Annotated in this window: 22 protein-coding genes; 11 read left to right on the forward strand and 11 right to left on the reverse strand. The window is 65.7% G+C overall.

All coding sequences use genetic code 11. The features are described from left to right. Positions 1-302 precede the first annotated feature (302 nt). Positions 303-1,475 (forward strand): thiolase family protein, encoded by a 1,173-nt coding sequence (locus PMN64_RS28995; protein WP_016846668.1) that lies wholly within the window; start codon positions 303-305, stop codon positions 1,473-1,475. A gap of 73 nt (positions 1,476-1,548) precedes the next feature. Here PMN64_RS28995 and PMN64_RS29000 read toward each other — a convergent pair whose 3' ends face one another. Then, the gene (locus PMN64_RS29000) at positions 1,549-2,007 is read right to left on the reverse strand and encodes a MarR family winged helix-turn-helix transcriptional regulator (RefSeq protein WP_411783124.1); all 459 of its coding nucleotides are present in this window, start codon (positions 2,005-2,007) and stop codon (positions 1,549-1,551) included. Between the two features lie 82 nt (positions 2,008-2,089). On the opposite strand from PMN64_RS29000, the gene PMN64_RS29005 reads away from it, so the two are divergent. The 3 genes from PMN64_RS29005 to PMN64_RS29015 all read left to right on the forward strand — a co-directional run bounded on the left by PMN64_RS29005 (position 2,090) and on the right by PMN64_RS29015 (position 6,296). Continuing rightward, positions 2,090-3,523 carry an MFS transporter gene (locus PMN64_RS29005; RefSeq protein ID WP_411783125.1) on the forward strand — a complete coding sequence of 478 codons (1,434 nt, stop codon included), beginning with the start codon at positions 2,090-2,092 and terminating at the stop codon, positions 3,521-3,523. 179 nt (positions 3,524-3,702) lie between these two features. Then, entirely contained in the window at positions 3,703-5,376 is a 1,674-nt protein-coding gene (locus PMN64_RS29010; protein WP_411783126.1) for a mucoidy inhibitor MuiA family protein, read from the forward strand. Positions 5,377-5,459: 83 nt separating this feature from the next. After that, positions 5,460-6,296, forward strand: a complete 837-nt coding sequence (locus PMN64_RS29015) for an enoyl-CoA hydratase-related protein (RefSeq protein ID WP_411783127.1) — start codon at positions 5,460-5,462, stop codon at positions 6,294-6,296. 228 nt (positions 6,297-6,524) lie between these two features. On the opposite strand, the gene PMN64_RS29020 is transcribed toward PMN64_RS29015, so the two are convergent. The 5 genes from PMN64_RS29020 to hemP form a co-directional block, all read right to left on the reverse strand. After that, on the reverse strand, positions 6,525-7,877 hold the full coding sequence (locus tag PMN64_RS29020) for an esterase-like activity of phytase family protein (protein ID WP_411783128.1): 1,353 nt from the start codon (positions 7,875-7,877) through the stop codon (positions 6,525-6,527). Between the two features lie 238 nt (positions 7,878-8,115). Continuing rightward, positions 8,116-8,907 carry a heme ABC transporter ATP-binding protein gene (locus tag PMN64_RS29025; RefSeq protein WP_411783129.1) on the reverse strand — a complete coding sequence of 264 codons (792 nt, stop codon included), beginning with the start codon at positions 8,905-8,907 and terminating at the stop codon, positions 8,116-8,118. Continuing rightward, entirely contained in the window at positions 8,904-10,004 is a 1,101-nt protein-coding gene (locus PMN64_RS29030; protein WP_411783130.1) for a FecCD family ABC transporter permease, read from the reverse strand. Before PMN64_RS29030 ends, PMN64_RS29025 begins: the two co-directional genes overlap by 4 nt. Beyond that, on the reverse strand, positions 10,001-10,951 hold the full coding sequence (locus PMN64_RS29035; protein ID WP_304497146.1) for a hemin ABC transporter substrate-binding protein: 951 nt from the start codon (positions 10,949-10,951) through the stop codon (positions 10,001-10,003). The genes PMN64_RS29030 and PMN64_RS29035 overlap by 4 nt, the downstream gene beginning before the upstream one ends. Before the next feature lie 8 nt (positions 10,952-10,959). Then, a complete protein-coding gene (hemP, locus tag PMN64_RS29040; RefSeq protein WP_411783131.1) occupies positions 10,960-11,166 on the reverse strand; it encodes a hemin uptake protein HemP in 207 nt (68 codons plus the stop codon). A gap of 250 nt (positions 11,167-11,416) precedes the next feature. On the opposite strand from hemP, the gene PMN64_RS29045 reads away from it, so the two are divergent. Continuing rightward, on the forward strand, positions 11,417-13,762 hold the full coding sequence (locus tag PMN64_RS29045) for a TonB-dependent hemoglobin/transferrin/lactoferrin family receptor (RefSeq protein ID WP_411783132.1): 2,346 nt from the start codon (positions 11,417-11,419) through the stop codon (positions 13,760-13,762). A gap of 13 nt (positions 13,763-13,775) precedes the next feature. On the opposite strand, the gene PMN64_RS29050 is transcribed toward PMN64_RS29045, so the two are convergent. Next, complete coding sequence (locus PMN64_RS29050; RefSeq protein WP_411783133.1) at positions 13,776-13,898, reverse strand: hypothetical protein; 123 nt, start codon at positions 13,896-13,898, stop codon at positions 13,776-13,778. Between PMN64_RS29050 and PMN64_RS29055 the strand changes: the two genes are divergently transcribed. The 5 genes from PMN64_RS29055 (at position 13,897) to PMN64_RS29075 (ending at position 16,980) form a co-directional block, all read left to right on the forward strand. Then, positions 13,897-14,229, forward strand: coding sequence for an antibiotic biosynthesis monooxygenase family protein (locus PMN64_RS29055; protein ID WP_021080657.1), 333 nt, complete (start codon positions 13,897-13,899; stop codon positions 14,227-14,229). The two genes, PMN64_RS29050 and PMN64_RS29055, sit on opposite strands and share 2 nt — an antisense overlap. Then, positions 14,226-14,750 (forward strand): heme utilization cystosolic carrier protein HutX, encoded by a 525-nt coding sequence (hutX, locus tag PMN64_RS29060; RefSeq protein WP_411783134.1) that lies wholly within the window; start codon positions 14,226-14,228, stop codon positions 14,748-14,750. The genes PMN64_RS29055 and hutX overlap by 4 nt, the downstream gene beginning before the upstream one ends. A gap of 163 nt (positions 14,751-14,913) precedes the next feature. Next, positions 14,914-15,711, forward strand: coding sequence for a tonB-system energizer ExbB (gene exbB, locus PMN64_RS29065; RefSeq protein ID WP_411783135.1), 798 nt, complete (start codon positions 14,914-14,916; stop codon positions 15,709-15,711). Between the two features lie 3 nt (positions 15,712-15,714). After that, on the forward strand, positions 15,715-16,155 hold the full coding sequence (exbD, locus tag PMN64_RS29070; protein ID WP_411783136.1) for a TonB system transport protein ExbD: 441 nt from the start codon (positions 15,715-15,717) through the stop codon (positions 16,153-16,155). Positions 16,156-16,158: 3 nt separating this feature from the next. Continuing rightward, positions 16,159-16,980 (forward strand): TonB family protein, encoded by an 822-nt coding sequence (locus PMN64_RS29075; protein ID WP_411783137.1) that lies wholly within the window; start codon positions 16,159-16,161, stop codon positions 16,978-16,980. 197 nt (positions 16,981-17,177) lie between these two features. Here PMN64_RS29075 and PMN64_RS29080 read toward each other — a convergent pair whose 3' ends face one another. The 4 genes from PMN64_RS29080 to PMN64_RS29095 form a co-directional block, all read right to left on the reverse strand. Continuing rightward, complete coding sequence (locus PMN64_RS29080) at positions 17,178-18,020, reverse strand: carbohydrate ABC transporter permease (RefSeq protein ID WP_016840579.1); 843 nt, start codon at positions 18,018-18,020, stop codon at positions 17,178-17,180. A gap of 46 nt (positions 18,021-18,066) precedes the next feature. Continuing rightward, the gene (locus PMN64_RS29085; protein WP_092085191.1) at positions 18,067-19,023 is read right to left on the reverse strand and encodes a carbohydrate ABC transporter permease; all 957 of its coding nucleotides are present in this window, start codon (positions 19,021-19,023) and stop codon (positions 18,067-18,069) included. Between the two features lie 128 nt (positions 19,024-19,151). Further along, positions 19,152-20,498 carry an ABC transporter substrate-binding protein gene (locus tag PMN64_RS29090; RefSeq protein WP_028340531.1) on the reverse strand — a complete coding sequence of 449 codons (1,347 nt, stop codon included), beginning with the start codon at positions 20,496-20,498 and terminating at the stop codon, positions 19,152-19,154. A 146-nt stretch (positions 20,499-20,644) separates the two neighbouring features. Next, complete coding sequence (locus tag PMN64_RS29095) at positions 20,645-21,688, reverse strand: C-terminal binding protein (RefSeq protein WP_411783138.1); 1,044 nt, start codon at positions 21,686-21,688, stop codon at positions 20,645-20,647. A gap of 276 nt (positions 21,689-21,964) precedes the next feature. Between PMN64_RS29095 and PMN64_RS29100 the strand changes: the two genes are divergently transcribed. Then, positions 21,965-23,650 carry a methyl-accepting chemotaxis protein gene (locus PMN64_RS29100; RefSeq protein WP_411783139.1) on the forward strand — a complete coding sequence of 562 codons (1,686 nt, stop codon included), beginning with the start codon at positions 21,965-21,967 and terminating at the stop codon, positions 23,648-23,650. Positions 23,651-23,700: the final 50 nt, after the last annotated feature.

The following is a 23,700-nucleotide window of genomic DNA, read 5'->3' on the forward strand; positions in this document are numbered from 1 at the left end:
TGGTGAGGAGCGCCGCTTGCGGCGCGTCTCGAACCACGAGGCCAAGCACTTGCGCGGTCGCCAAGGGGCATATGCGAAAGCCCTGCCCGCAAGCGGGAGAGGGGGCAAAGCGAGTTCGTGGTCACGACCTGATCTCGCTCAAGCAGTCCATATTCCGATCTGCGGAACATGACGCCGTCTCCGGTCGCGGAGGCGGCGTTTGTCGTTCCGGGACGTCCGGTATTGCTATTGCGCCCGCCGAAAAATGTGTACGAACGGGCCACGACGCGCCACAATGACCGTCATCTCAGAGGGAGAAAACAATGCGTGAAGCCGTAATCGTTTCCTACGCGCGCACCGGCCTGGCAAAGTCCGGCCGTGGCGGATTCAACATCACCCCGCCGATGTCGCTCGCCGCGCACGCCATCAAGCACGCGGTCGACCGCGCCGGCGTCGACAAGGAATATGTCGAGGATTGCTATCTCGGCAATTGCGCGCATGGCGCGCCGAACATCGGCCGCCAGGCGGCGCTGCTCGCCGGCCTGCCGAAGTCGACCGCGGGCGTCTCCGTGAACCGCTTCTGCTCGTCGGGCCTGCAGACCATCGCGATGGCCGCCAATTCGATCCGTTCCGACGGCTCCGATTGCATCGTCGCCGGCGGCGTCGAGAGCATCTCGATTCCCGGCGGCGGCTCGCCAAAGGAATCGATCGATCCCGAGCTGCTCAAGACCGCGCCCGACATCTTCATGGCGATGATCGATACCGCTGACATCGTCGCCGAGCGCTACAAGCTCAGCCGCGAATACCAGGACGAGTATTCGCTGGAGTCGCAGCGCCGCATGGCGGCCGCGCAGCAGGCCAACAAGTTCAAGGACGAAATCGTCCCGATGAAGACCAAGATGAAGGTGGTCGACAAGGCGACCAAGGCCGAGTCGATCGTCGACTACGTGGTTGATCGCGACGAGTGCAACCGCCCCGAGACCACGCTGGAAGGCCTTGCCAAGCTCGAGCCGGTCAAGGGCCCGGGCAAGTTCGTCACCGCCGGCAATGCCAGCCAGCTCTCCGACGGCGCCGCCGCCGTGGTGCTGATGGAAGCCAAGGACGCCGAGAAGCGCGGCCTCAACCCGCTCGGCCGCTTCGTCGCCTGGGCCTCGGCCGGCTGCGAGCCCGACGAGATGGGCATCGGCCCGGTCTTTGCGGTGCCGAAGCTCTTGAAGCGCCACGGCCTGAAGATCGACGACATCGATCTCTGGGAGCTCAACGAGGCCTTCGCCAGCCAGTGCCTCTATTCGCGCGACCAGCTCGGCATCGATCCCGAGAAGTACAACGTCAATGGCGGCTCGATCGCGATCGGCCATCCCTTCGGCATGACCGGCGCCCGGCTCACCGGCCACCTGCTGCAGGAAGGCCGTCGCCGCAAGGCCAAGTGGGGCGTCGTGACCATGTGCATCGGCGGCGGCCAGGGCGGCGCCGGCCTGTTCGAGATCTACAGCTAAGCGCGATCGACACTGATCGGGTGCGAATGAGCGGCCTGGCGGCAACGCCGGGCCGCTTTTCTTTTGGAGCCGGCTAGCTCGCCGGTGAGGTGAGCGCGCGCTCGTCAAACTCGAGCGAGGCAATCAGTTCGAGCGTCTGCCTGAGATCGGCGGCCTGCCTTGCGCCAAAGGCGGTCTCGAAACGTTCCTGCGCGTTGAGCCATGCGGCCTGCGACTCCTCGAGCCTGGCTTCGCCGCGCTTGGTGAGCCGCACCAGCCGGCTACGCCGGTCGTTCTTGTCGACGGTGATGGTCAACAGACCGTCGCGCTCGAGCGGCTTGAGGTTGTGGTTGAGCGCGGTGCGGTCGAGCACCAAGGCTGCGGCAAGCTCGCCCATCGTCGGCGCGCCCGACCGCCTGACATAGACCAGAATCGCCCGTTGCGTGCCGCGCAGGCCGGATGTCGCAAGGACCTGATCGTAGAGCTGCGACACCCGCCGCGTCGCCTTGCGCAACGCCGTGAGATTACACCGGCTGGGTTCCGTTTTCGCCATCGCTGCCTCCTATGGACTTGACAGATACATGCATATGCACCTAATTGCAATAGATGCATATGCACGTATTTGGGAGGGTGTGATGTCGGAGGTAGAGGCAGAGACCATCGATCTGGTCGTCGAACCTGAGGCGCGGCCGCGGTCCCGCGTCGCAACCGCAACCCCGCGCCAGGTGCTTGCGATCGTGTCGGTCGGAATTTGCCTCGCCAATCTCGATTTGTTCATCGTCAATGTCGGGCTGCCGAACATCGCGCAGGAATTTCGCGGCGCCTCGCTTGAGGATCTGTCCTGGATCTTGAACGCCTATGCGATCGCCTATGCCGCGTTGCTGGTATTCTTCGGCCGGCTCGCCGAACGCCACAGCCGCAACCTCAGCTTCCTGCTCGGCGTCGCGCTGTTCACGGCCGCGTCGGCGGCATGTGCTCTTTCGTCCAGTGTCGAGTTCCTGGTCGTCTCTCGCGTGGCGCAGGCGGCCGGTGCGGCATTGATGACGCCGACCTCGATCGGCCTGCTGCTGGCATCATTTCCATCCGAGCAGCGCGCCGGGGCGGTGCGGACCTGGACGGCGATCGGCGGCCTTGCCGCCGCATTGGGCCCGCTCGCCGGAGGCGTGCTGGTCACGTTCGACTGGCGCTGGATCTTCATCGTCAATGTCCCGATCGGCGTCGTCGCACTGATCGTCGGCTGGTTGAAATTGCCCGAAGTGCCCGGTCACGACGTGCCGCGTCCGAGTTCATGGGCGGCGCTGCTGGTGACCTCCGGTATCGGTGCGCTGACATTTGCGATCGTGAAGGCGAACGATTGGGGATGGAGTTCGCGCGGCGTTGTGCTCGGCTTTGCCGTCGCGACCGTCTCGCTCGCCGCCTTCGCGTGGCATTGTCTCAGATCGAGGAATCCCTTCGTCGATCCTGCACTGTTCGCGGTCAGGCCGTTCACCGGCGCGTCGCTGGTGATGGCGCCTTACTCGGCCGCCTTCGGCGCCATGCTACTGTCCTGCGCCTTGTGGGAGCAGACGGTGTGGGGCTGGTCGGCGTTGAAGACCGGCCTTGCAATCGCTCCCGGTCCGCTGATGGTGCCGATCACTTCGCTGTTGTTTGCCGGCCGGCTGATTGCGCGGTTTGGCGCCGCGGCCGTCGTCTCCGGCGGAATCGTCCTGTTCGCGGCCGGCCTCGCGATCTGGGCGACGCTGCTCGGGGCCGAACCCAATGCGCCTGCCATCGTCGCGGGCGTGATGCTGATCGGTATCGGCGTCGGGCTGACCTTTCCGACCCTGATGGGCGTCGGCGCCGGCGCGCTGCCGCCATCGTCGTTTGCCACCGGCTCCGGCGTCATCAACATGATCCGGCAGGCGGCACTGGCGATCGGCGTCGCGATCTTTGTCGCGATCCTTGCAACGCCGGTCTCGATGACGGAGCGGATCGCGGCGTTTCAGCGCGGCTGGTGGATCATGATCGCGATCACCTTGGCCGGCTTCGTGCCGAATTATCTGTTCATCCGGCGCAAGGCAGATCGCTAAAGCCTAAAAGACATCGCCGCGCCATGCGGCAGCCGCGGCGGCGCCATCGTCGCGCCGCAGGGAAACCTCAATCGAACCAGTCCCTTCCTCGCTGCGTCTCACCACGAGAAACGGCGCGCAGTCGAGCCCGGCGCGCCGTTCGTCTCGCGCGCGATGCGGCGTTTTTCCGGAGGGATGTCATGTGTAGGATTGCGAATTATCTTGTGACCACCAGCCTGGTGCTGGTGGGTGCGCTGGTTGCCGGGCCGCTGCATGCGGCCAATCTCGATGCAGCCTCGCAGATCGACGCCGTGACCGTCTATCCCGATGGCGCGAGCGTCACCCGCGTCATCACGCTGGACCTGCCTGCCGGTGACAACACGCTCATCGCCCGCGATTTTCCAATGGGGCTCGATCCGTCCTCGCTGCGGGTCGAGGGCGAGGGCGGAGCGAACCTCACGATCGGGGCGATCGATACAAAGCTGCCGCAGCCCTTGCTGCCGCCAAATCTTTCCGAGATCGACAGGCGCATCGAGGCGCTTAACGATGAGCGCGCCGATTTGCAGGGACTGATCAGCGCGGCCGAGGCGCGTCGCAAATTCGCCGAGCGCTTTGCCGAAACGTCGCCTGCGGGCCTCGGCGAGAAGGGCGAGGCGCGTCCGCTCAGCGAGTGGCGCGCGGCGTTCTCGGCGGTGGCCGACGAGGTCGCAACCGCCGACAGCGCGATCCGTGACGCCGAGCGCAAGATTCGCGTGATCGACCGCGACCTTGCGCAGCTCGCAGCCGATCGCACGAGCAAGCCGCCGAGCAAGGTCGAGGTGCGGATCGACATCGCCTCGCAGGCGGTGACCAAGGCGACCTTGCGGATCACCTATGCGGTTCCCAACGCGCGCTGGACGCCGCTCTATGACGCCCGGCTCGACACCGGCGCCAGGGACCGCAAGCCCGCGATCGAACTGGTGCGCCGCGCCGAGATCACCCAGTCGACCGGCGAGGACTGGTCGAACGTGGCGCTCGTCGTCTCCACCGTGCGGGTCGCGCGCGGCGGCAATGCGCCCGATCTCCGTTCGCTGATCGTGCAATATCCGCAGCCGCCGCGGCCGCTGGCGAAGCTCTCGGGAGAGGCCAGCATGCGGGCGCGCGAGGCCCTGGCACCCGCGCCGGCCGCCGACGCGGTTCAGCAATTCCGCTTTGGTGGGGGACGCGCGGACGAACTGGAAGCCACCGCCGAGGTCGGCGCCTTCCAAGCCACCTTCAAGATCCCCGGCCGCGTCAGCGTTGCCACCAATGAGGGCGCAAAGAGCCTGCGCATCTCGACGGCGACGATCACGCCCGATCTCGTAGTTCGCGCCGTTCCGGTGATCGATCCGACCGCGTTCCTGGAAGCGAGCTTCGTGCAGGCCGACGATGCGCCGCTGCTGCCGGGACAGGTCTCGATCTACCGCGACGGCATCTTCGTCGGCCGCAGCCGGATGGCCACCGCCGCCAAGGACGAGACCGTGCGGCTTGGCTTCGGCGCCGACGACAAGGTCAAGATCGAACGCACGGTGGTGAAGCGCAACGAGGGCTCCGCGGGCCTGATCGTGACCACGTCGAAGACCGACGAGCGCGCCTTCAAGACCACGGTGCGCAACGGCCACGACTTCGCGATCAAGGTCGCGATCCAGGATCAGCTCCCGGTCAGCGAGAACGACGACATCGTGGTCGAGATGCTGCCGTCGTCGACGCCTGCGACGACCACCAATCTGCGCGACAAGCGCGGCGTGCTGGAATGGGCGTTCGAGGCCAAGGCTGGCGAAGTCCGTGACATCAATTTCGCCTGGCGGATGCGCTGGCCCAAGGACAAGGGCGTCGTAATGATGCCGGCAGGTTGATCTGCGTTTACTGCGGATGACATCCCTTCCGATCTCGGGCATCACTTTGCCAAAGGCAACAAAGCCTGAGATCGGGAGGATCCATGAGCTACCAGCACATCATCGTCGATGATCCGCGTCCGCGCGTCCGCCGCATCACGCTGAACCGCCCCGAGAAGCGCAACGCGCTGAACAACCGCCTGCGCGGCGAGATCTTCGAGGTGCTGGAGCAGACCGACCGCGATCCCGGGATTTCGATCTCGATCCTGCGCGGCGCGGGACCCTGTTTCTCGGCGGGCTACGATCTCTCCGCCGACAACCGCGTCGACCAGCCCTATCATTCGGCATCCGGCCCTGGCCAGTGGTCGCGCCATGTCGTCGAGGGCTGGTTCTCGATCTGGGACCTCGCAAAGCCTGTGATCGCGCAGGTGCACGGCTATTGCCTCGCCGGCGGCACCGAGCTCGCGACCGCCTGCGACGTGGTTTACGTCGCCGACGACGCCCAGATCGGATATCCGCCGGTGCGGCTGATGAGCCCACCCGACATGCAGTATCACCCGTGGCTGGTCGGCATGCGGCGCGCCATGGAATTGATGCTGACGGGCGACGCGATGTCCGGCCGCGAGGCCGCCGAATGGGGTTATGCGACCCGGTCGTTTCCGCTCGCCGAGCTGGAGGCGAAGACGCTGGATTTCGCCGAGCGCGTGGCCAAGGTGCCGATCGAGCTGCAACAGCTCAACAAGCGCAGCGTCCACCGCGCGATGGAAATCATGGGCGCCCGCGCCGCGATGCGCGCCGGCACCGAGATCCAGGCGCTGGCCTTCACCACCGAGGCCAGCAAGGCCTACATGGCGGGCTTCCGCCGCGACGGCGGCAGCGTGAAGGCCCAGCTCGACCAGCGCGACACGACGTTCGGGGATTACCGGACGAAGAAGGAGTGAGGATCACGTAAGCCGCGCGCGGAGCTGTATCACGGTCACCCTGAGGAGGCCGCAAAGCGGCCGTCTGGGATGAGCATCACGCTACCCGCATATTCGATGTCATGCCCCGCCTTGAGCGGGGCATCCAGTACGCCGCGGCTTGTCCGTTGAGCTCGGGCGCCTCTGCAATACTGGGTCGCCCGGTCGAGCCGGGCGACGACACTGTTGTGGGTGACGAGAGCAATCGTCTCACTTCGCCTTCAGGAAGTCGCCGACCTGCAGCAGCACGAACTCGTCGTCATCGGCCTTGTTCGGGTCGCGGCTCGAGGAGAACGGCAGGTTGTTGTCGTTGCCGACGATGATGTGGGTCTCGTCGACCCGGTCGACATTCTCGATCGTGAAGAACGGGAAAGTGTAGACGCCATCGTTGAGCGGCTTGCGCGCCTTTTTGTTGGGATCGCGGATCTTCATCAAGTCGATATAGGCGATCTTGCGCACCGGCTTGCCGACATTGGCATCGGACAACTCGATCTTGTAGACGCGCTTGAACTTGGCGAGATCAGGGAAACAGTTCTCGCCGCGCTGGCCTTGCGGGCAAGCCTTGTCGGCGGTGCCTTCGCCATTGTCGCGTTCGATGACGAGGCCGTGGGTCGGATCGATCATGTTGAAGTCGCCGATCGCATTGCCGTTCTGCTCGAACACATACTGCCAGTAGCGTCCGGTGAACTTCTCCGCCGCGACGTCGAATTCCAGGATGCGCGAGGCTTCCTTGCCGTCGACCTTCTCCCAATCCTTCTTGTCGGCATCCCACAGCGGCCCTTCGAGCAGGCCGTAGAGGAATTTGCCGTCCTTGGAGGAAGCAAAACCTTCATAGCCCTGGGAGCGGCGCAGGTTGACGTTGGTGTAGGAGGCGCCGGGCGCGCCGGGCGACTGCACCGCCCAGTGATCCGGCGAGCGCACCGGCTTGCCGTCCGCGACCGTCTCGAACACGGCGAGGATCTTGCCGGTCTTGTCGGCCTTGAGGATGTACGGCCCGAACTCGTCGCCGATCCAGAAAATGTCATTGATGATCTGGAAGCCCTCGGTGTCGAAGTCGGCACCGGTGAGGTAGCGCTTGGCGGTGTCCTCATGCACGATGCGGAACGGCACTTTCCTGTCGGGATCGTGCAGGAACACGGTCTCCTGACGCTCGATCTTGCCGCTCGCCCAATCTATCTTGTGCCGGTTCAGGTACAGCATCGAGTCCGCCGAGTTGTAGCGCGAGCCCATGCCGTTGTCGGTGATCACCCAGAACGAGCCGTCGGGCATCACCTTGATGCCGGAATGGCCTTGCAGCGGCTGGCCCTTGAACGGCAGCGACACGCCGGTTGGCCGCTCATAGGACTTGCCCATCACGGTGCCGATGGCGTCGACGCGCCTGCCGGTGGTGTACTTGCCCGAGGTCTTCAAATCGTTCGGGGCGTCGGCGGGGGCGTCGATGAAGCTCTCCGCCGGCATCACGGCATGTCCTGCCAGCGTCGCCGGGAATTCGCCTTCACTCTGCGCGAACGCCGATGTGGCGAGCAGGATCGAGGCGACGGAGCAGAGCAGGGACAGGCGCATGGTTGATCTCCCAAAGGATAAACGATGCGGTGTTCTCCGAGCCGCCTGTTACAGCCGGCTGATAGTTTTGTGAACCGCGGATGTTGCGGCGGGATAAGGCTTGCGGCGTTACGTCGCCTCCCTGACAGCAGTCCTCATCCTGAGGAGGCCGAGCAGCGGCCGTCTCGAAGGATAGCCGCTGGCGACGGCCGGGCCTCGTGGTTCGAGACGCGCGTACCGCGCTCCTCACCATGAGGGTCTAAACGGGCCGCATGGTTTGCGGCAGCAGGAACGGCACGCCGTCTCCGGTGTAGGCGATCGCGGCGTCGATCTCGAAGATCTCGCGTAGCGTCTCGGTCTTCATCGCCGCCGTGCGGTCGCCGTCGACGGCAAGCCGGCCGCGGTGCAGCAGCAGGATGCGGTCGGCGAACCGCATCGCGAGGTTGAGGTCGTGCAGGATCGCGATCACGGCGGTGCCGCGCGCGGCGCGCCGCCGGGCCGTTTCGACCAGGTCGATCTGGTGCCGCAGATCGAGGCTCGAGGTCGGCTCGTCCAGCAGCAACAGTCCGGGTCCATGCAGCGCTTCGCCGCAGGCGAGCTGCACCAGCACGCGGGCGAAATGCGCCCGCTGCTGCTCGCCGCCCGACAGCGTCGGCAATTGCCTGAAACGGAAACGCGCGAGCCCGACCTCGTCGAGCGCCGCCTCGACCAGCGCCCGCGCCACGGCACGCGGGCTTTCGCCGGCGCCCATGCTGACGATTTCCTCGACGGTGAACGGGAAGCTGACGTTGACGTGCTGCGACAGCATCGCGCGGTGCTGCGCCAGCGCGCGTGGTCCGTAAGTTTGCAGGTCGCGCTGCCTGAGCCTGATCGCCCCGCGCGACGGACGCAGGTCGCCCGACAGCATCCGCAGCAGGGTCGATTTGCCGGCGCCGTTGGGACCGACGATCGCGACCATCTCGCCGGCACCGATCTGCAGCGACACCGCATCGACCAGCGTCGTGCCGCCGACCGTCATGGTTGCCGACTGCGCTTCGAGCAGGGCCGTCACAGCGACACCAGCCCGCGCTGCCGCAGCAGCATGGCGAGGAAGAACGGCGCGCCGATCGCCGCCGTCAGGATGCCGATCGGCATTTCCGCGGGCGCCACGATGGTGCGCGCCACCGTGTCGGCGCCGACCAGGAGGATGGCACCGAGCAGTGCGGACGCCGGCAGCAGCAGCCGATGCGCGGGGCCGATCACCAGCCGCAACACATGCGGCACCACGATGCCGACGAAACCGACCACGCCGCAGACCGAGACCGCGACCCCGGTCATCGCCGACACCAGCACGATCGAGATCCGCTTCAACCGTTCGACGTCGACGCCGCTGTGGAACGCCTCGGCCTCGCCGAGCACCAGCACGTCGAGCCCGCGCGCGATCGAGAGGCAGGCGACCAGCGCGACCGCCAGCACCGGCGCCAGCGCCGTGAGCTTGCTCCAGGTCGCGCCGCTGAGCGAGCCGAGCAGCCAGAAGGTGATGTCGCGCAGCTGGCGGTCGTCGGCGACGAACACCAGGAGCCCGATGCCGGCATTGGCGATCGCGGCGATCGCAAGCCCGGCCAGCAGGAAGATCGCAATCGATGTCCGGCCGCCGCGGCTGGCGATGCCGTAAAGCACGATGGTCGTGATCAGCGAGCCGGCAAAGGCCGCGATCGGCAGCAACTGGTGTTGCAGGAAGCGCAGGCTTTCGCCGAGATGGCTGTCGGTGAACACGATCGCGGCTGCCGCGGCAAACGCGCCGCCGGAGGAGACGCCGACCAGCGCGGGGTCGGCGAGGGGATTGCGGAACAGGCCCTGCATGATCGCGCCTGATACGGCAAGCAGTCCACCGACCATCGCCGCCGCTGCGATCCGCGGGATGCGGATCGACCACACCACGAGCTGGTCGCGTGCGAGCGGCGGGTTGGCGGCACTATCAGCCCATAGCCCAAGCGCTGCCGGAAGCCGCGCCATTGGAATGCCGGCGGCCCCGACCGTCAGGGCGACCAGCGCGGTCGCTGCGAGCGCCGCAAGCAGGCAGAGCAGGGTGAGTGTCGCGGCCGGCCGCAGCGACATGCCGGCGCGCCGTTGTTTCGCACGCCCGCGGCGTTCGGCCAGCACGCTCATTGCCGGCAATTCGCGGTCAGCGCTGCCGGCTTGAAGCTGCCGGCCTCCGGCGCCAGCGCCGGATAGAGCTTGACCGAGAGGTCGCGTGCCGCGGCCGCGGTGCGCGGTCCGAAGCCGAGCAGATATAGCCCTTCCATCGAGATGAAGGCCTTGTTGGTCGCGACCGGCGTCAGCGCGAAGGCGGGATGCGCGAACACGGCATCAGCGGTCAGCGAATCCTTGCCGCGATCGATCGACAGCACGACATCCGGTTTCGCCGCCACGATGGCCTCGTCATTGACCGGCTTGTAGCCGTCGTAACCGTCGATGGCGTTGAGGCCGCCGGCAAGCCGGATGATCTCGTCCCCGGCGGTCTTGTGGCCCGCCGCCATCGCCCGGCCATTCAAGAGCGACATCACGAACATCACGCGCACCGGCTTCGTCACTTTGGCGCGCAGCGCGCGCAGTTGCGCGAGATCGCTTTCGACCGCCGTGGCCAGGCAGGCAGCGCGCGGATCTGCGCCCATGGCGTGGCCCACCAACCTGATCTTCTCGACCAGCCCGGCCTCCGAGAACGTCTCCGGCACCAGCACCAGCGGCACCTTGGCCGCCTCGAGCACGTCCATGGTCTCCTTCGGCCCGGAGCCCTGCACTGCGAGCACCAGCGACGGGTGCAGGCCGAGCACGCCCTCCGGCGACAGCTGGCGCATGTAGCCGACGTCGGGCTTCTCGCGCAGCGCCGCCGGCGGGTAGAGGCTGGTCGCATCGACGCCGGCGATGCGGTCCTCGAAGCCGAGAGCATAGAGGATCTCGGTGATCGCGCCGCCGATCGAGACGATCCGCGACGGGTTATCGATCACGACGTCGCGGTCGCGTGCGTCATGCACGGTGATGCCCTCGGCCATCACGGCTTCGATCGGCAGCAGACAGAAGAAGGCGAGCAAAGCGAGCGTGCGACAAATTGTCATCGGGGCCGTCACTTGGTCAGGATCAGCTTGTTCCGCGAGGTCAGCCGCAACCGGTAATGTTCTTCGCCGTGCATGATGATGATCTCGCGCTCCGCCGCGAACAGGTCGCGACTGTCGAGACGATTTCCGCGCATGATCAGCGTTTTGGCCGCGCCGGATGCAGGCTCGGTCTGCTTTCCGGCTGCGCCGATATTGTCTCCGGAAGCTGCGGACATGTGATGGTGCTGCGCCTGCGAAATTTTCAAATGGTGTTTGCTTGTATAAGCGGGCGAGAGCGCATTCCAACGGCGGCACTTTACAATCGATATAAACAGCGCCGCCGCATTCTTGACCGTTTTGTTGCCGGCTCGTAACCAATCATCACACGATGCAGGCGGGTGGCTTGCATCGCGATGTAGCCAGCAAGCCGCTCGTCGGAGCGCACGCCAGCCAAACCAGAAAAGCGATGATCGGGCTGGGGCTAGAATGGCTGACGGGGCTAGGGTTTCGCGCGCCCTGATTTTGGGCGCGTCGGTGTTTTCATTTGCGGCAGCACTGCCGGAATGCGGGTTCGCGCAGGCCGCCGATCCGTCGGCTGCGCGTCCTTCTACCGAACGGCCGAAGCAGGCCAAGCGGAAGCCGCAGCCGGCGGCCGAAGCTCAGGCGGCGCCGGCGGCGATGAATGCGCGGGCGCAAATCGGCGCGGTGCCGGTGCAATCGCTCGACACCATCACAGCCGTGGCGTCAAAGACCGAGGAGCGCGCGATCGATGCGCTGGCGCCGGTCAGCTCCGTCACGCTGGAGAAGATCCAGGGCCTGCAGCCGAACCGGCTCTCGGACATTTTCTACGCCGTGCCCGGCGTCTCGGTCCAGGAGCGCGGCGACGATCCGGCGACCGTCATCAATATCCGCGGCTTGCAGGATTTCGGCCGTGTCGCTGTTGTCGTCGACGGCGCGCGGCAGAACTATCAGCGCACCGGCCACAACGCCAACGGCTCGTTCTTCCTCGATCCCGAATTGATCGGCGGCGTCGACGTGGTGCGCGGCCCGACCGCGAACATCTACGGCTCCGGCGCGATCGGCGGTGTGGTTTCGTTCCGCACCAAGGATATCGACGACGTGGTGCGTCCCGGCGAGCGTTGGGGTGTCGACATGTCAGGCTCCTATGGCACCAACACGGACCGCGGCATGGGCTCGGTGTTCGGCGGCGTGCGCGTCGATCCGAACGTCGACGTGTTCGGCGGCGCGGTCTATCGCACCCAGGGCAATTACAAGGACGGCGCGGGCACTGAGATCGGCAACACCGGCAACGATATCGCGGCCGGCCTGATGAAGGTGACGTTCCGCCCGGCCGAAGGCCACGAGTTCAAGATCGGCGGCATCTTCCAGGACTATCAGTACAATATCGGCCAGCCGAACCGCGGCCCGACCACGACGGCGGCGCCGCTGACGGCAATCGCCGGCTCCTCGGTCTACGCTTCCGATGCGAAGAACTACACGGGCACCTTGAGCTGGCGATATTCCAAGCCCGACGACATGCTGTTCGACTGGAACATCTCGGTCTACGGCAACCGCACCGACAACGACCAGGTCAAGACCTACAACAACCGCATCACCACCGGCGGCGGGGTCTGCACGCTCGCCAATCCCGGCAACAACATTTCCGGCTGCGTCGGCGACAAGCGCGGCTATTTGTTGGACACCGTCGGGGTCGACGTCAACAACACCTCGCGCTTCAACTTCGGCGACTGGCGCAACGCCGTCACCTACGGCTTCGACGCCTTCCGCGACGATGTCGAGACCTTCGATTCGCGCGGCAATTCCAACATCACGACGCCGGGCGGCCAGCGCACCGTGTCCGGCGGCTTCGTGCAGCTGAAGCAGAACTATTCGACCTGGCTCGAGCTGATCAGCGCTGTCCGCTACGACCATTACGAGCTCAATTCGATCAACACCACGACCAGCGGCGACCGGCTGTCGCCGAAGATCACGGTCGGCGTCACGCCGGTTGCCGGCTTCACGCCCTATGTCAGCTATGCCGAAGGCTATCGCGCGCCGTCGATCACCGAGACCCTGATCGCGGGCGGCCACGCCACCGGCGGCGGACCGGCGCTGTTCAACTGCCCCGACGGCACCAGCGGCCTGTTCTGCTTCCTGCCCAACGCGGCGCTGCGGCCGGAGGTCGGCAAGAACAAGGAAGCCGGCATCAATCTGAAATATGACGGCATCTTCACGGCGAGCGACTCGTTCCGCGGCAAGATCAATGTGTTCCGCAACGACGTCGACGGCTATATCGATCTCGTCGCGTCGACGCCGACCCTGACGCCGTTCGGGCGGTTCAGCCAGTTCTACCAGTACCAGAACATCGCCCACGCCCGCATCGAGGGCTTCGAGCTCGAAACGATGTACGATGCGGGCGACTGGTTCGTCGGCGTCGCCGGCCATCTGATGCGCGGCCGGAACACCCAGACCAATGTCGGCCTCGCCACCATCACGCCGCGCAAGGTGACGACGACGGGCGGCGTGCGCCTGCTCGACCGTTCGCTGATCATTGCCGCGCAATGGTCCTCGTTCGGCGCCAACAACGACCTGCCGGGGGGCTATCTGCCCTCGACCGGCTACGAGCTCGTCAACCTCTATCTGACCTGGAACGCCACCAAGGACATCACCTTCACGGCGTCGGTCGACAACCTCTTGAACCAGTACTACCGGCCCTATGCGATCCCGGGCTCTTCGACCGACGGCACGACGCAGAACGACGTGTTGTTCTCGAGCCCCGGTCCGGGCACCGTCTACAAGGCCGGGCTCAGGATTCACCTAGGTGGAGCGTAACGCGAGACGCCGATCATTCCATCCAGGTTGCTCCGGCCGCGCTGGTGCCCCAGCGCGGCTTTGGCGTGTTCATGTTATTAACGAGATCAACCGGCAGGATCCAGGCATCCGCCGTCAAACAGGAAAGAGTTTTCATGTTCATCGCAATGAACCGGTTCCAGGTGATCAAGGGCAAGGAGCAGGCGTTCGAGACGGTCTGGAAGACGCGCGAATCCTATCTCGGCGATCTGCCGGGCTTCATCGAGTTTCATCTGGTGAAGGGGCCCGAGGCCGAGGACCACACGCTCTATGCGACCCACACCGTCTGGGCCAGCAAGGCTGCGTTCGAGGACTGGACGAAATCCGATGCGTTCCGCCGCGCCCATTCGCGCGCCGGCAACGAGACCGGCGGCAGCCTCTATCTCGGCCATCCCAAATTCGAGGGCTTTGAGGTGCTGATCACCGAGCGCGCGAAGAGCCCAGCATGACGCAGGCGGCCGTGCAGAACGCGGAGCTTGCGGGATTGAAGGCCTATATGGCCGACAATCCCGGCGCTGTGATCGAAGATGTCGCGCGCGAGCGCAAGGTGACGCCGCGCGCGGTGCTCGAGGCGCTCCCCGACAGCATGGTGCGGATCGGTCCCGGCGAGTTTGCCGCCGCGATGCAGGACATCGCGGAGTGGGGCGAGGTGACGCTGATCGTGCACACCGATGACGCGATCTTCGAGTTCACCGGCGCCATTCCGAGCGGCGAGGTCGGCCGCGGCTATTTCAACCTGATGCAGCCGAAGGGCCTGCACGGCCACCTCAGGCATGAGCGCTGCGCGGCGATCGCCTTTGTCGAGCGGCCTTTCATGGGCAAGGTGTCGGCGTTCATCGCCTTCATCAATCGCGACGGCGGCATCATGTTCAAGGTGTTCGTCGGCCGCGACGAGACGCGCGCGCTGCGCGGCGATCAGCTGGTGCGCTTTCACGCGCTGGCGGACCGCCTCGCGCCGCAGGCGGGCTGAAGATTTCTTCTCCCTCTCCCCGCTTGCGGGGAGAGGGTCGGGGTGAGGGGGACTCTCCGGGCACCGTGCTCGTGGAGAGTCCCCCTCACCCGGATCGCATCTTGCGATGCGATCCGACCTCTCCCCGCAGGCGGGGCGAGGTAAGATGCGGTTGGAGGTGAAGATGCCTGGCACGTTTGATAAAGGCAGACGGCTGTCGATCGTAATCGAGGCTATTGCGACTACTGCCGTATTTCTCCCAAATGCGAGCCTCGCCGCAGCCGACGCCGCATTGCTGCCGCGCAACCTCTCGCCCTGGGGCATGTTCGAAAGCGCCGACATCGTCGTGAAGGCGGTGATGATCGGGCTCGCCTTCGCCTCGCTCGTCACCTGGACGGTCTGGCTCGCCAAGACCGTCGAGATCCGCCGCAAGACCGCGCTCGCCCGGGAGCGGATCGGTCTGCTGGAGCGCGACACCCAGCTCGCCGAGGTCGAGCAGGCGAGCCGCGACGGCAACGATGCGGTGGCGCAGATCGTCCAATCGGCCTCGCGCGAGGCTGCGCTGTCCGGCGGGATGTTCGACGACGGCTTCAAGGAGCGCATCGCGCTGCGGCTGGAGCGGGTCGAAGCGGCGATGTCGCGGCAGATCGCGCGCGGCACCGGTGTGCTGGCGACGATCGGCGCCACCGCGCCGTTCGTCGGCCTGTTCGGCACGGTGTGGGGGATCATGAATGCCTTCATCGGCATTTCCGAGGCCCACACCACCAATCTCGCGGTGGTCGCACCCGGCATCGCCGAGGCGCTGCTTGCGACCGCGCTCGGTCTGGTCGCTGCGATTCCGGCGGTCGTGATCTATAATCATCTGACCCGTTCGATCGCGTCCTACCGCGCATTGCTCGGCGACGCCTCCGTCATGGTGATGCTGCTGGTCAGCCGCGAGGGCGATCGCAGCCTGTTCCGGCTGACACGCGCTGCGGAGTAGCAGATGGGCGTCAAGCTCGGCTCAGGCGGCGCGTTCAGGCGTCGCGGCGATGACGATCTGGTCGAGGCGCACGAGATCAACGTCACGCCGTTCATCGACGTGATGCTGGTGCTGCTCATCATCTTCATGGTGGCGGCGCCGCTTGCGACCGTCGATCTCGGCGTCGATCTGCCGGCCTCGACCGCCGAGCCGCAGCCGCGGCCGGACAAGCCGGTGTTCGTCACCGTGAAGCCCGATCTCTCCGTCGCGGTCGGCGAGGACGTGATCGCGCGCGAGATGCTGACGTCAACGCTTGATGGCGCCACGCAAGGCAGGAAGGAAGAGCGTATCTTCCTGCGCGCCGACAAGGCGGTCAGCTATGGCGATCTGATGGAGGTGATGAACCTGCTGCGCAACGCCGGCTATCTCAAGATCGCGCTGGTCGGCCTCGACGGGCGTAGCTGATCCATGAACGCGTACGCGCTTCATGATGCGGGCGGGGAGATCCGGCTGAGGCGCTGGAGCCTGTCGGCGGTTGCGATGCTGGCGGCGCATGCGGCGCTGCTCGCGCTCGGGATGACGTGGGTCTCGGCACCGCCGCCGGGCGTCGCCGTGCCGGCGGTGCTGGTCGACCTGACGCCGATCACCTCGGCGCCGGAGATTTCGGAGACCGAGCTGCTGCCGGGCCCAGCGATGCAGGAAGCCGACGCGTCGCCACCGGAGCCTGCCGCCGCGCAGCCCGTGCAGCAGGAGATCGCGCCGACGCCGATGCAGGAGAAGCCCGACGTCGTCGCGCCGCCGGAACAGAAGCAGCAGATCACGCCGCCGACACCCGAGCCCGCGAAAGTCGTTCCGGAGACGAAGCCCGAACAGGTCAAGCCGAAAGTGGTTCGTCGGGACGCCAAGAAGCCATCCGAGGCAACGCCGGCACCGCGCACCAGCGCGCCGAGCCGTGCCGAACGGCAGGCGCCGGCTGCGTCCGCGATCAGCGCCGGCGCAGCCGCGCCAGCGATCGCGGCCTATAACGCTCGCGTCCGTGCGCATCTGCTGCGCTTCCATTCTTATCCGGCCGGCGGCAACGGCCAGCGCGGCGTGGTCCGCCTGGTGTTCACGCTCGGCCGCGGCGGGCAGGTGCTGTCGAGCCATCTCGGTGGCTCCTCCGGCAATCCGACCTTCGACGCGCGGGCGCTGGCGATGGTGCGCCAAGCCCAGCCGTTTCCTGCGTTTCCGTCCGAGATCACGCAGGGCTCGCTGGGCTTTTCCGTGCCGGTCGCGTTCGTGCCGCGGTAGTGCGCGACCTCGTTGAGAGAGACCGCACATCTATTCCCGTCATCCTGAGGTGCGAGCCTTGCGGCGCAATTGCGCCGCTGGGCGAGCCTCGAAGGATGCACGGCCCGGCTGGTGGCCGTCGATCCTTCGAGACGCGCTTCGCGCTCCTCAGGATGACTGGAACTGACTGAGTTTGCTTCGCTTCGACCGATGTCCTTCTACTCCTTCACCGCCCCGGTCAGCGACGACACGTAATAGTCGACGAACAGCGAGTAGAACAGCGCGACCGGCAGCGAGCCGAGCAGCGAGCCTGCCATCAGCGCGCCCCATTGGTAGACGTCGCCGGTGACGAGCTCGGTCAGGATCGCGACCGGCACCGTCTTGTTGGCGCCGCTCTGGATGAAGGCGAGCGCGTAGATGAACTCGTTCCAGGACAGCGTGAAGGAGAAGATGCCGGCCGAGATCAGGCCGGGCACCGCGAGCGGCAGCGTGATCCGCCACAGGATCTGCAACCGCGTCGCGCCGTCGACCAGCGCGCATTCCTCGAGCTCGTAGGGGATCGACTTGAAATAGCCGATCAACAGCCAGGTGCAGAACGGCACCAGGAAGGTCGGATACACCAGGATCAGCGCCAGCGGCGAGTCGAACAGGCCGAACTGCACGATCACGGTGGCGAGGGGAATGAACAGGATCGACGGCGGCACCAGATAGGCGAGGTAGATGCCGAGGCCGACATAGGGGCTGCCGCGGAAGCGCAGCCGCTCGATCGCGTAGGCGGCGAGCGTCGAGGCGAACAGCGACAGGAAGGTCGAGCCGATCGCGACCAGCATGGTGGTCTTCAGCCAGCGCGGATAGGCGGTGTCGAACAACAGATGCTTGATATGCGCGAGCGTCGGCGAGGTGATCCAGAACGGATTGTGCTCCTTGTAGTTCAGGAGCTCGGCGTTCGGTTTGAACGAGGTGACCGCCATCCAGTAGAACGGGAACAGCAGGATCAGGATGAAGCAGGCGAGCGGCAGATAGATCATCACCACGCGGCGGGCGCGGGAATCCCACGCCATCGTATCGGGCGTTGCGCTGGCGACGTTGGAAGATTGGGCCGCAACGTCAGTCATTGGCTTCTCCCTGCTGCCATTTGCGGCGCGCGAGGCCGAAGTAGCTGAACAATGTTGCGAACACCAGGAACGGGATCATCGAGACGGCGATCGCGGCACCCTCGCCGAGTTCGCCGCCGGCGATGCCGCGCTGGAACGCCAGTGTCGCGAGCAGATGGGTCGAGTTGACCGGCCCGCCGCGGGTGATGGCGTAGACCAGCTGGAAGTCGGTGAAGGTGAAGATGATCGAGAACGTCATCACGATCGCCAGGATCGGCATCATCATCGGGAAGGTGATGTAGCGGAAGCGCTGCCAGGAGGTGGCGCCGTCGAGCATCGCCGCCTCGTAGAGTGAGGGCGAGATGGTCTGCAGCCCCGCCAGCAGCGAGATCGCGACGAACGGGATGCCGCGCCAGATATTGGCGGCGATCAGCGAGAACCGCGCCGGCCAGGGCGAGCCGAGGAAGTCGACATTGCTGTCGCGCCAGTGCAGCACGTCGACCAGGAGATAGGAGATGATCGAGAACTGCGGATCGTAGATCCACCAGAACGCCAGCGCGGAGAGCACCGTCGGCACGATCCACGGCAGCAGCACGATGGCGCGGATCAGGCTCTTGAACGGGAAATGGTTGTTGAGCAGCAGCGCCAGCCAGAAGCCGAGCGCAAATTTTCCGAAGGTTGCGATCGCGGTATAGAAGATCGAGTAGAACACCGCGTTCCACCACAAGGAATCCTTGAGCAGATACTGGAAGTTCTCAAGTCCGATGTAGATGCCGCGCTGGCCGATCGTGGTGTCGGTGAAGGCGAGCCAGATGCCGAGGCCCAGCGGGTAGGTGAGGAACACCAGCAGCAGGCCGATCGCCGGCGCAAGGCACATCACGATCAGGAACGGCTTGTAGTCGAACAGGCGCGCGAGCCAGCCCGGCTGGTGCAGCGCCGCGCCGCGTGAGGGGAGAGTGGTGACAGACATCAGGTTCTTGTCTCGGTCCGACTTCCAGGGTCATTCCGGGATGGTGCGTTAGCACCAGACCCGGAATCTCGAGATTCCGGGTTCGATGCTACGCATCGCCTCGGAATGACAGCGGCTTGAGGTCGATCTTACCGGCCTTGCCGCCGGAAGTACCGCTTCGCGCGCTGTTCGGCTTCGGCGGCTGCGGCTTCGGGCGTTGCGGCGTCGGTCGCGACCGAGGCGCACATCTGCACCATCACATAGTCGGCGTTGACGGCGCCGGTCGCGGTCGAGATCGGCCCCTTGTAGCCGTTGTAGTAGGGGCTCCGCATCGTGTCCTTGAAGATCGCGACCTTGGGGTCGCTCGACCACACCGCGGCGTCGGCATAGGCCGCCAGCGGCTGCGACCAGTAACCGGAGTTGGCGTTGAGCCACGGCTCGTACTGTTCGTGCTCGAGCATGAACTGCAGGAATGCCTTCGCCGCGTTGGGATACTTGCTGTGCTTGAACACCATTGCGTTCAAGGTCAGGCCGGACATCGGAGAGGTCGGGGCCAGCCCCTTGATCAGGAACTGATGCGCGGTGTCGTCGGCGATCGCCTTGGTCGCGGGGTCGTTCTTCAGCGAGAAATACAGCGAGACGCCGTTTGCGGTCAGGCCGATCTCCTGCGACGAGTAGGCGCGGTTGTTGGAAACGTCGTTCCAGGACGGCGTACCGGCGATGAAGGTCGGATAGAGCTCCTTCAGATATTTCAGCGCCGCGATGGTCTCCTTGCTGTTGATGATGATGTTGCCTTCCTCATCGAGCAGCGCGGCGTTGTGCGACCACAACAGCCAGTTGGCGAAGCCGTTGCCGTCGCCGACCGCATTGCCGAGTGCGAAGCCCGCGGGCTTGCCGGCCGCCTTCAGCTTCTTGCAGAGTTCGAGGAAGCCGGCGTGGTCCTCCGGCACCTTGTCGAAGCCGGCGGCGTTGACCAGCGACTTGCGGTAGACCAGCGGGCCGCCCGAGGCGCCGAACGGCAGGCCGACCCAGCTCTTCGACTTCGAGCGCATGCCGTATCGGCGCGCCAGCGTGAGCCATCCGCCATAGCGCTTGTCGAGATAGTCGGCGACATCGGTCAGCTCGATCAGCTTGTCGATATAGATGTGCGGCGCGTCGCCGAAGCCGATGATGATGTCGGGGCCGGCGCCGGAGTTCGAGGTCACGGCGGTCTGCTGGTTGATGTCCTCCCAGCCGACGAAGTCGACCTTGATGTCGACACCGGTCTTGTCGGTGAATTTCTTGGCATTGGCGCGGAACACGTCCTCGTCGGCCTGGACGAAGCGCACCGGCCGCAGCATGCGCAAGGTGGCGTCCTTTTCGATCGGCAGCGACGGCGCCGCCACGTCGGCAGCCTTCACCTTCGACGCCTCCTGCGCCGAGGCGCCGGTGACCGCCAGCGCCGCCGCGGAAGCCCCCAGCACCAGCGCGTCGCGACGCGTGATCTCGTACTTCATGTCGTTCGCACTCCCGTTCTTATTGTTTCGTTGTTGTTTTTCCTTCCCGGCGTTTGGCCGCCGGTGAAGGGTCCTGTAGTCTCGGCCCGCCCGCCGCGCAAAGGGCCCGCAAGAGGCGGGCCCCGCACGAAAAGCGCATTCCCGCCCTAGCTGTTCGGACCGCGATCCATGCTGACGGGCTGCCAGCGGCGCAACGCGGTGTTTTGCAGCACCGACGGGTTGACGCAGCTTACCGGCCACATGCCTTGCAGCACTAGTGACAATTCGTAGCCCACCCGCCGCTTGCGCGCCTCGTCAAAACGTGCCGACGCCGAGGCGACATGGGCGGTCAAGGTAACATTGTCCATCCCGAGCATCGGATTGTTGTGCGACGGGGGTTCCTTTTCCAGCACGTCGAGCGCGGCGTGGGCGATCCAGCCCTCCTGCAGCGCCTTGATCAGCGATTCCTCGTCGACCGTGGCGCCGCGGCCGGTGTTGATGAAGATCGCCGACTTTTTCATCTGGCGAAAATGCTTCTCGGTCAGCATGTGGTGCACTTCGGGCCGCGCCGGGGCGTGCATCGAGACGAAATCCGACTGCGACAGCACCTCCGACAGCGTCGAGGGGATCACGCCGTGGTCGTACATCAGGGTTTCCTGGATGAAGGGATCGTAGGCCACCATCCTGAGGCCGAACGGCGCGGCGCGCTTGGCGACGGCACGGGCGACCCGGCCGAACGAGATGAAGCCGAGCGTCTGGCCCATCAGCCGCGGAAGCTTCAAGAGCGCCGGGCGGCCTTCGGCCCAGCGGCCGGTGCGCACCATCTTGTCCTGCTCGATCAGGCGACGGAAGCCGGCGAGCAGCAGCATCATGGCGTGGTCTGCGACCTCCTCGATGAAGGTGTCGGGGATGTTGGTGACGGGGATGCCGCGGGCGGTCGCGGCCTTGACGTCGACCGAGTCGACGCCGACGCTGCCGAGCGTGATCACCTTGCAGTTCTCGAGCGCGTCGATCACCGCCTTGGTGATCGGCATGCCCTTGGCGTAGATCGCATCCGCGGTGCGTGCCGCCGCGATGAATTCGGCCTCATTGGCCGGCGCCTCGACGATCTCGGCGCCGATCGGATCGAGCGCCTCGCGCTCATAATCGTAGCCGCCGCCGGCGACCGTGAAGCTCGCGCCCTTCGGCGTGACCACCCTGAATTTCGACATTGTCTGCTCCCGATGTGAGTCTGCTGTTCTTGCTTCTTGCTGGTTTGCTTCTTGATCTTGCTTCTTCTTGCTTCTTGGAGCGCGGCTGGGTCGCCGCCTTCCCATGCTTGTACGCGAGCCGTGCTGTTCTCTCCACAATTGCCGGTTGGTCCGCGGCCTGATTCTCCGGGCTTCTACGGGGAACCTCCGTAACCATCAGGTAAAGGGTCTCACATTACGGTGCGCGGAATCAATCCGCCAATCGCGTCGCGTTCCCCGCCTCTTCTGGAGACCCCCGTGAAGCTGTCAAATTTGAAGATCACCCCCAAGCTCGGCATTCTGGTGGGGGTGACCCTCCTTGGCCTGTGCACGGCCGGCATCCTCGCCGGTCACTTGATGCAGCGGGAGATGATGAATGCGCGCATCGACCAGGCCAAGGCCATCGTCGAGATGGCGAAGAACATGGCGGCGGGCCTGAAGAAGGATGTCGATGCCGGCAAGCTGACCAGGGAAGCGGCGCTGGCCGAGTTCGGCAAGCGCGCCAACACCCTGACCTACGACAACGGCGCCGGCTATCTGTTCGGCACCGACTACAGCGGCATCACGGTGCTGGCGCCCGATCCGAAGCAGGTCGGAACCAATCGCATGGACGTCGTGACCAATGGTCGCAAGCTCTCGCAGGAACTGATGGACGGCGTGAAGGCCAAGGGCGAGATCCTGCTGTTCTATGATTATGTGAAGCCCGGCCAGGAGACGCCGATCCGCAAGCTCGGTTATGCCGTCGCGGTCCCCGGCTTCGACATGTATCTCGGCACCGGCGCCTATCTCGACGATATCGATGCCAAGATGCGGCCGATTGCCTGGCTGCTCGGCCTCGCGATCCTCGGCATCGGCATCGTTTCCGGCTCGGTCGCCTGGCTGATCGGCCGCAGTATCTCCCGTCCGCTCAACCTGCTCGGCGCGCGCATGCGCGACATCGCCGACGGCAAGCTCGACGGTGACATCCCCGGCGTCGGCCGCGGTGACGAGGTCGGCGGAATGGCGGCCACGGTTCAGGTCTTCAAGGACAACGCGGTTCGCATCCGCGGTTTGGAACAGGCCGAGGCCGAGACCAAGTCACGCGCGGAGGCCGAGCGCCGTGGTGCGATGGAGAACATCGCCAACGATTTCGAGCGCAGCGTGAACGGCATCGTCCGCACGGTGGCCTCCGCCGCCGCCGGCATGCAGACCACGGCGCAGTCGATGACCGCAACCGCCAGCGATGCCAGCGCGCGTGCCGCGACCGTGGGAGCCGCTTCCGACAGCGCCTCCAACAATGTCGGCACCGTCGCCGCGGCGGCCGAGGAGCTCTCCAGCTCTGTTGCCGAGATCTCCCGCCAGGTGGCGCGCTCCAGCGAGGTCGCGAGCCAGGCAGTGGCCGATGCCGAGCGCACCAACGCGACCGTGCAGGCGCTCTCCACCGGCGCCGAGAAGATCGGCGAGGTGGTCAAGCTGATTCACTCGATCGCCGCCCAGACCAACCTGCTCGCGCTCAACGCCACCATTGAGGCGGCGCGCGCCGGCGAATCCGGCCGCGGTTTCGCGGTGGTCGCCTCCGAAGTGAAGGCGCTGGCCAACCAGACCGCGAAGGCGACCGAGGAGATCTCGGCGCAGGTTGCGGCGATGCAGGCGTCCACCGGCGAGGCCGTGACCTCGATCGGCGGCATCACAGCGACCATCGCGCAGATGAGCGAGATTACCGCCTCGATCTCGACCGCGATCGACCAGCAGGGCGATGCGACGCGTGAGATCGCGCGCAACATCCAGCAGGTCGCGGCCGGCTCGAGCGAGATCTCCGCCCATATCGGCGGCGTCACGTCAGCGGCCGCCGCCACCGGCACCGCGGCCGGCGACGTGCTGTCGAATGCCCGCGAGCTCGACACGCAGTCCGGCATGCTGCGCAATGCGGTCGACGAGTTCCTGCAGAAGGTGCGCGCGGCGTAAGCGAGCCGCGTAGGGTGGGTTAGCGACGCTACGCCACCCAACGATTCCGC

The sequence above is a fragment of the Bradyrhizobium sp. UFLA01-814 genome, assembly GCF_046718885.1.
Lineage (GTDB): Bacteria > Pseudomonadota > Alphaproteobacteria > Rhizobiales > Xanthobacteraceae > Bradyrhizobium > Bradyrhizobium elkanii.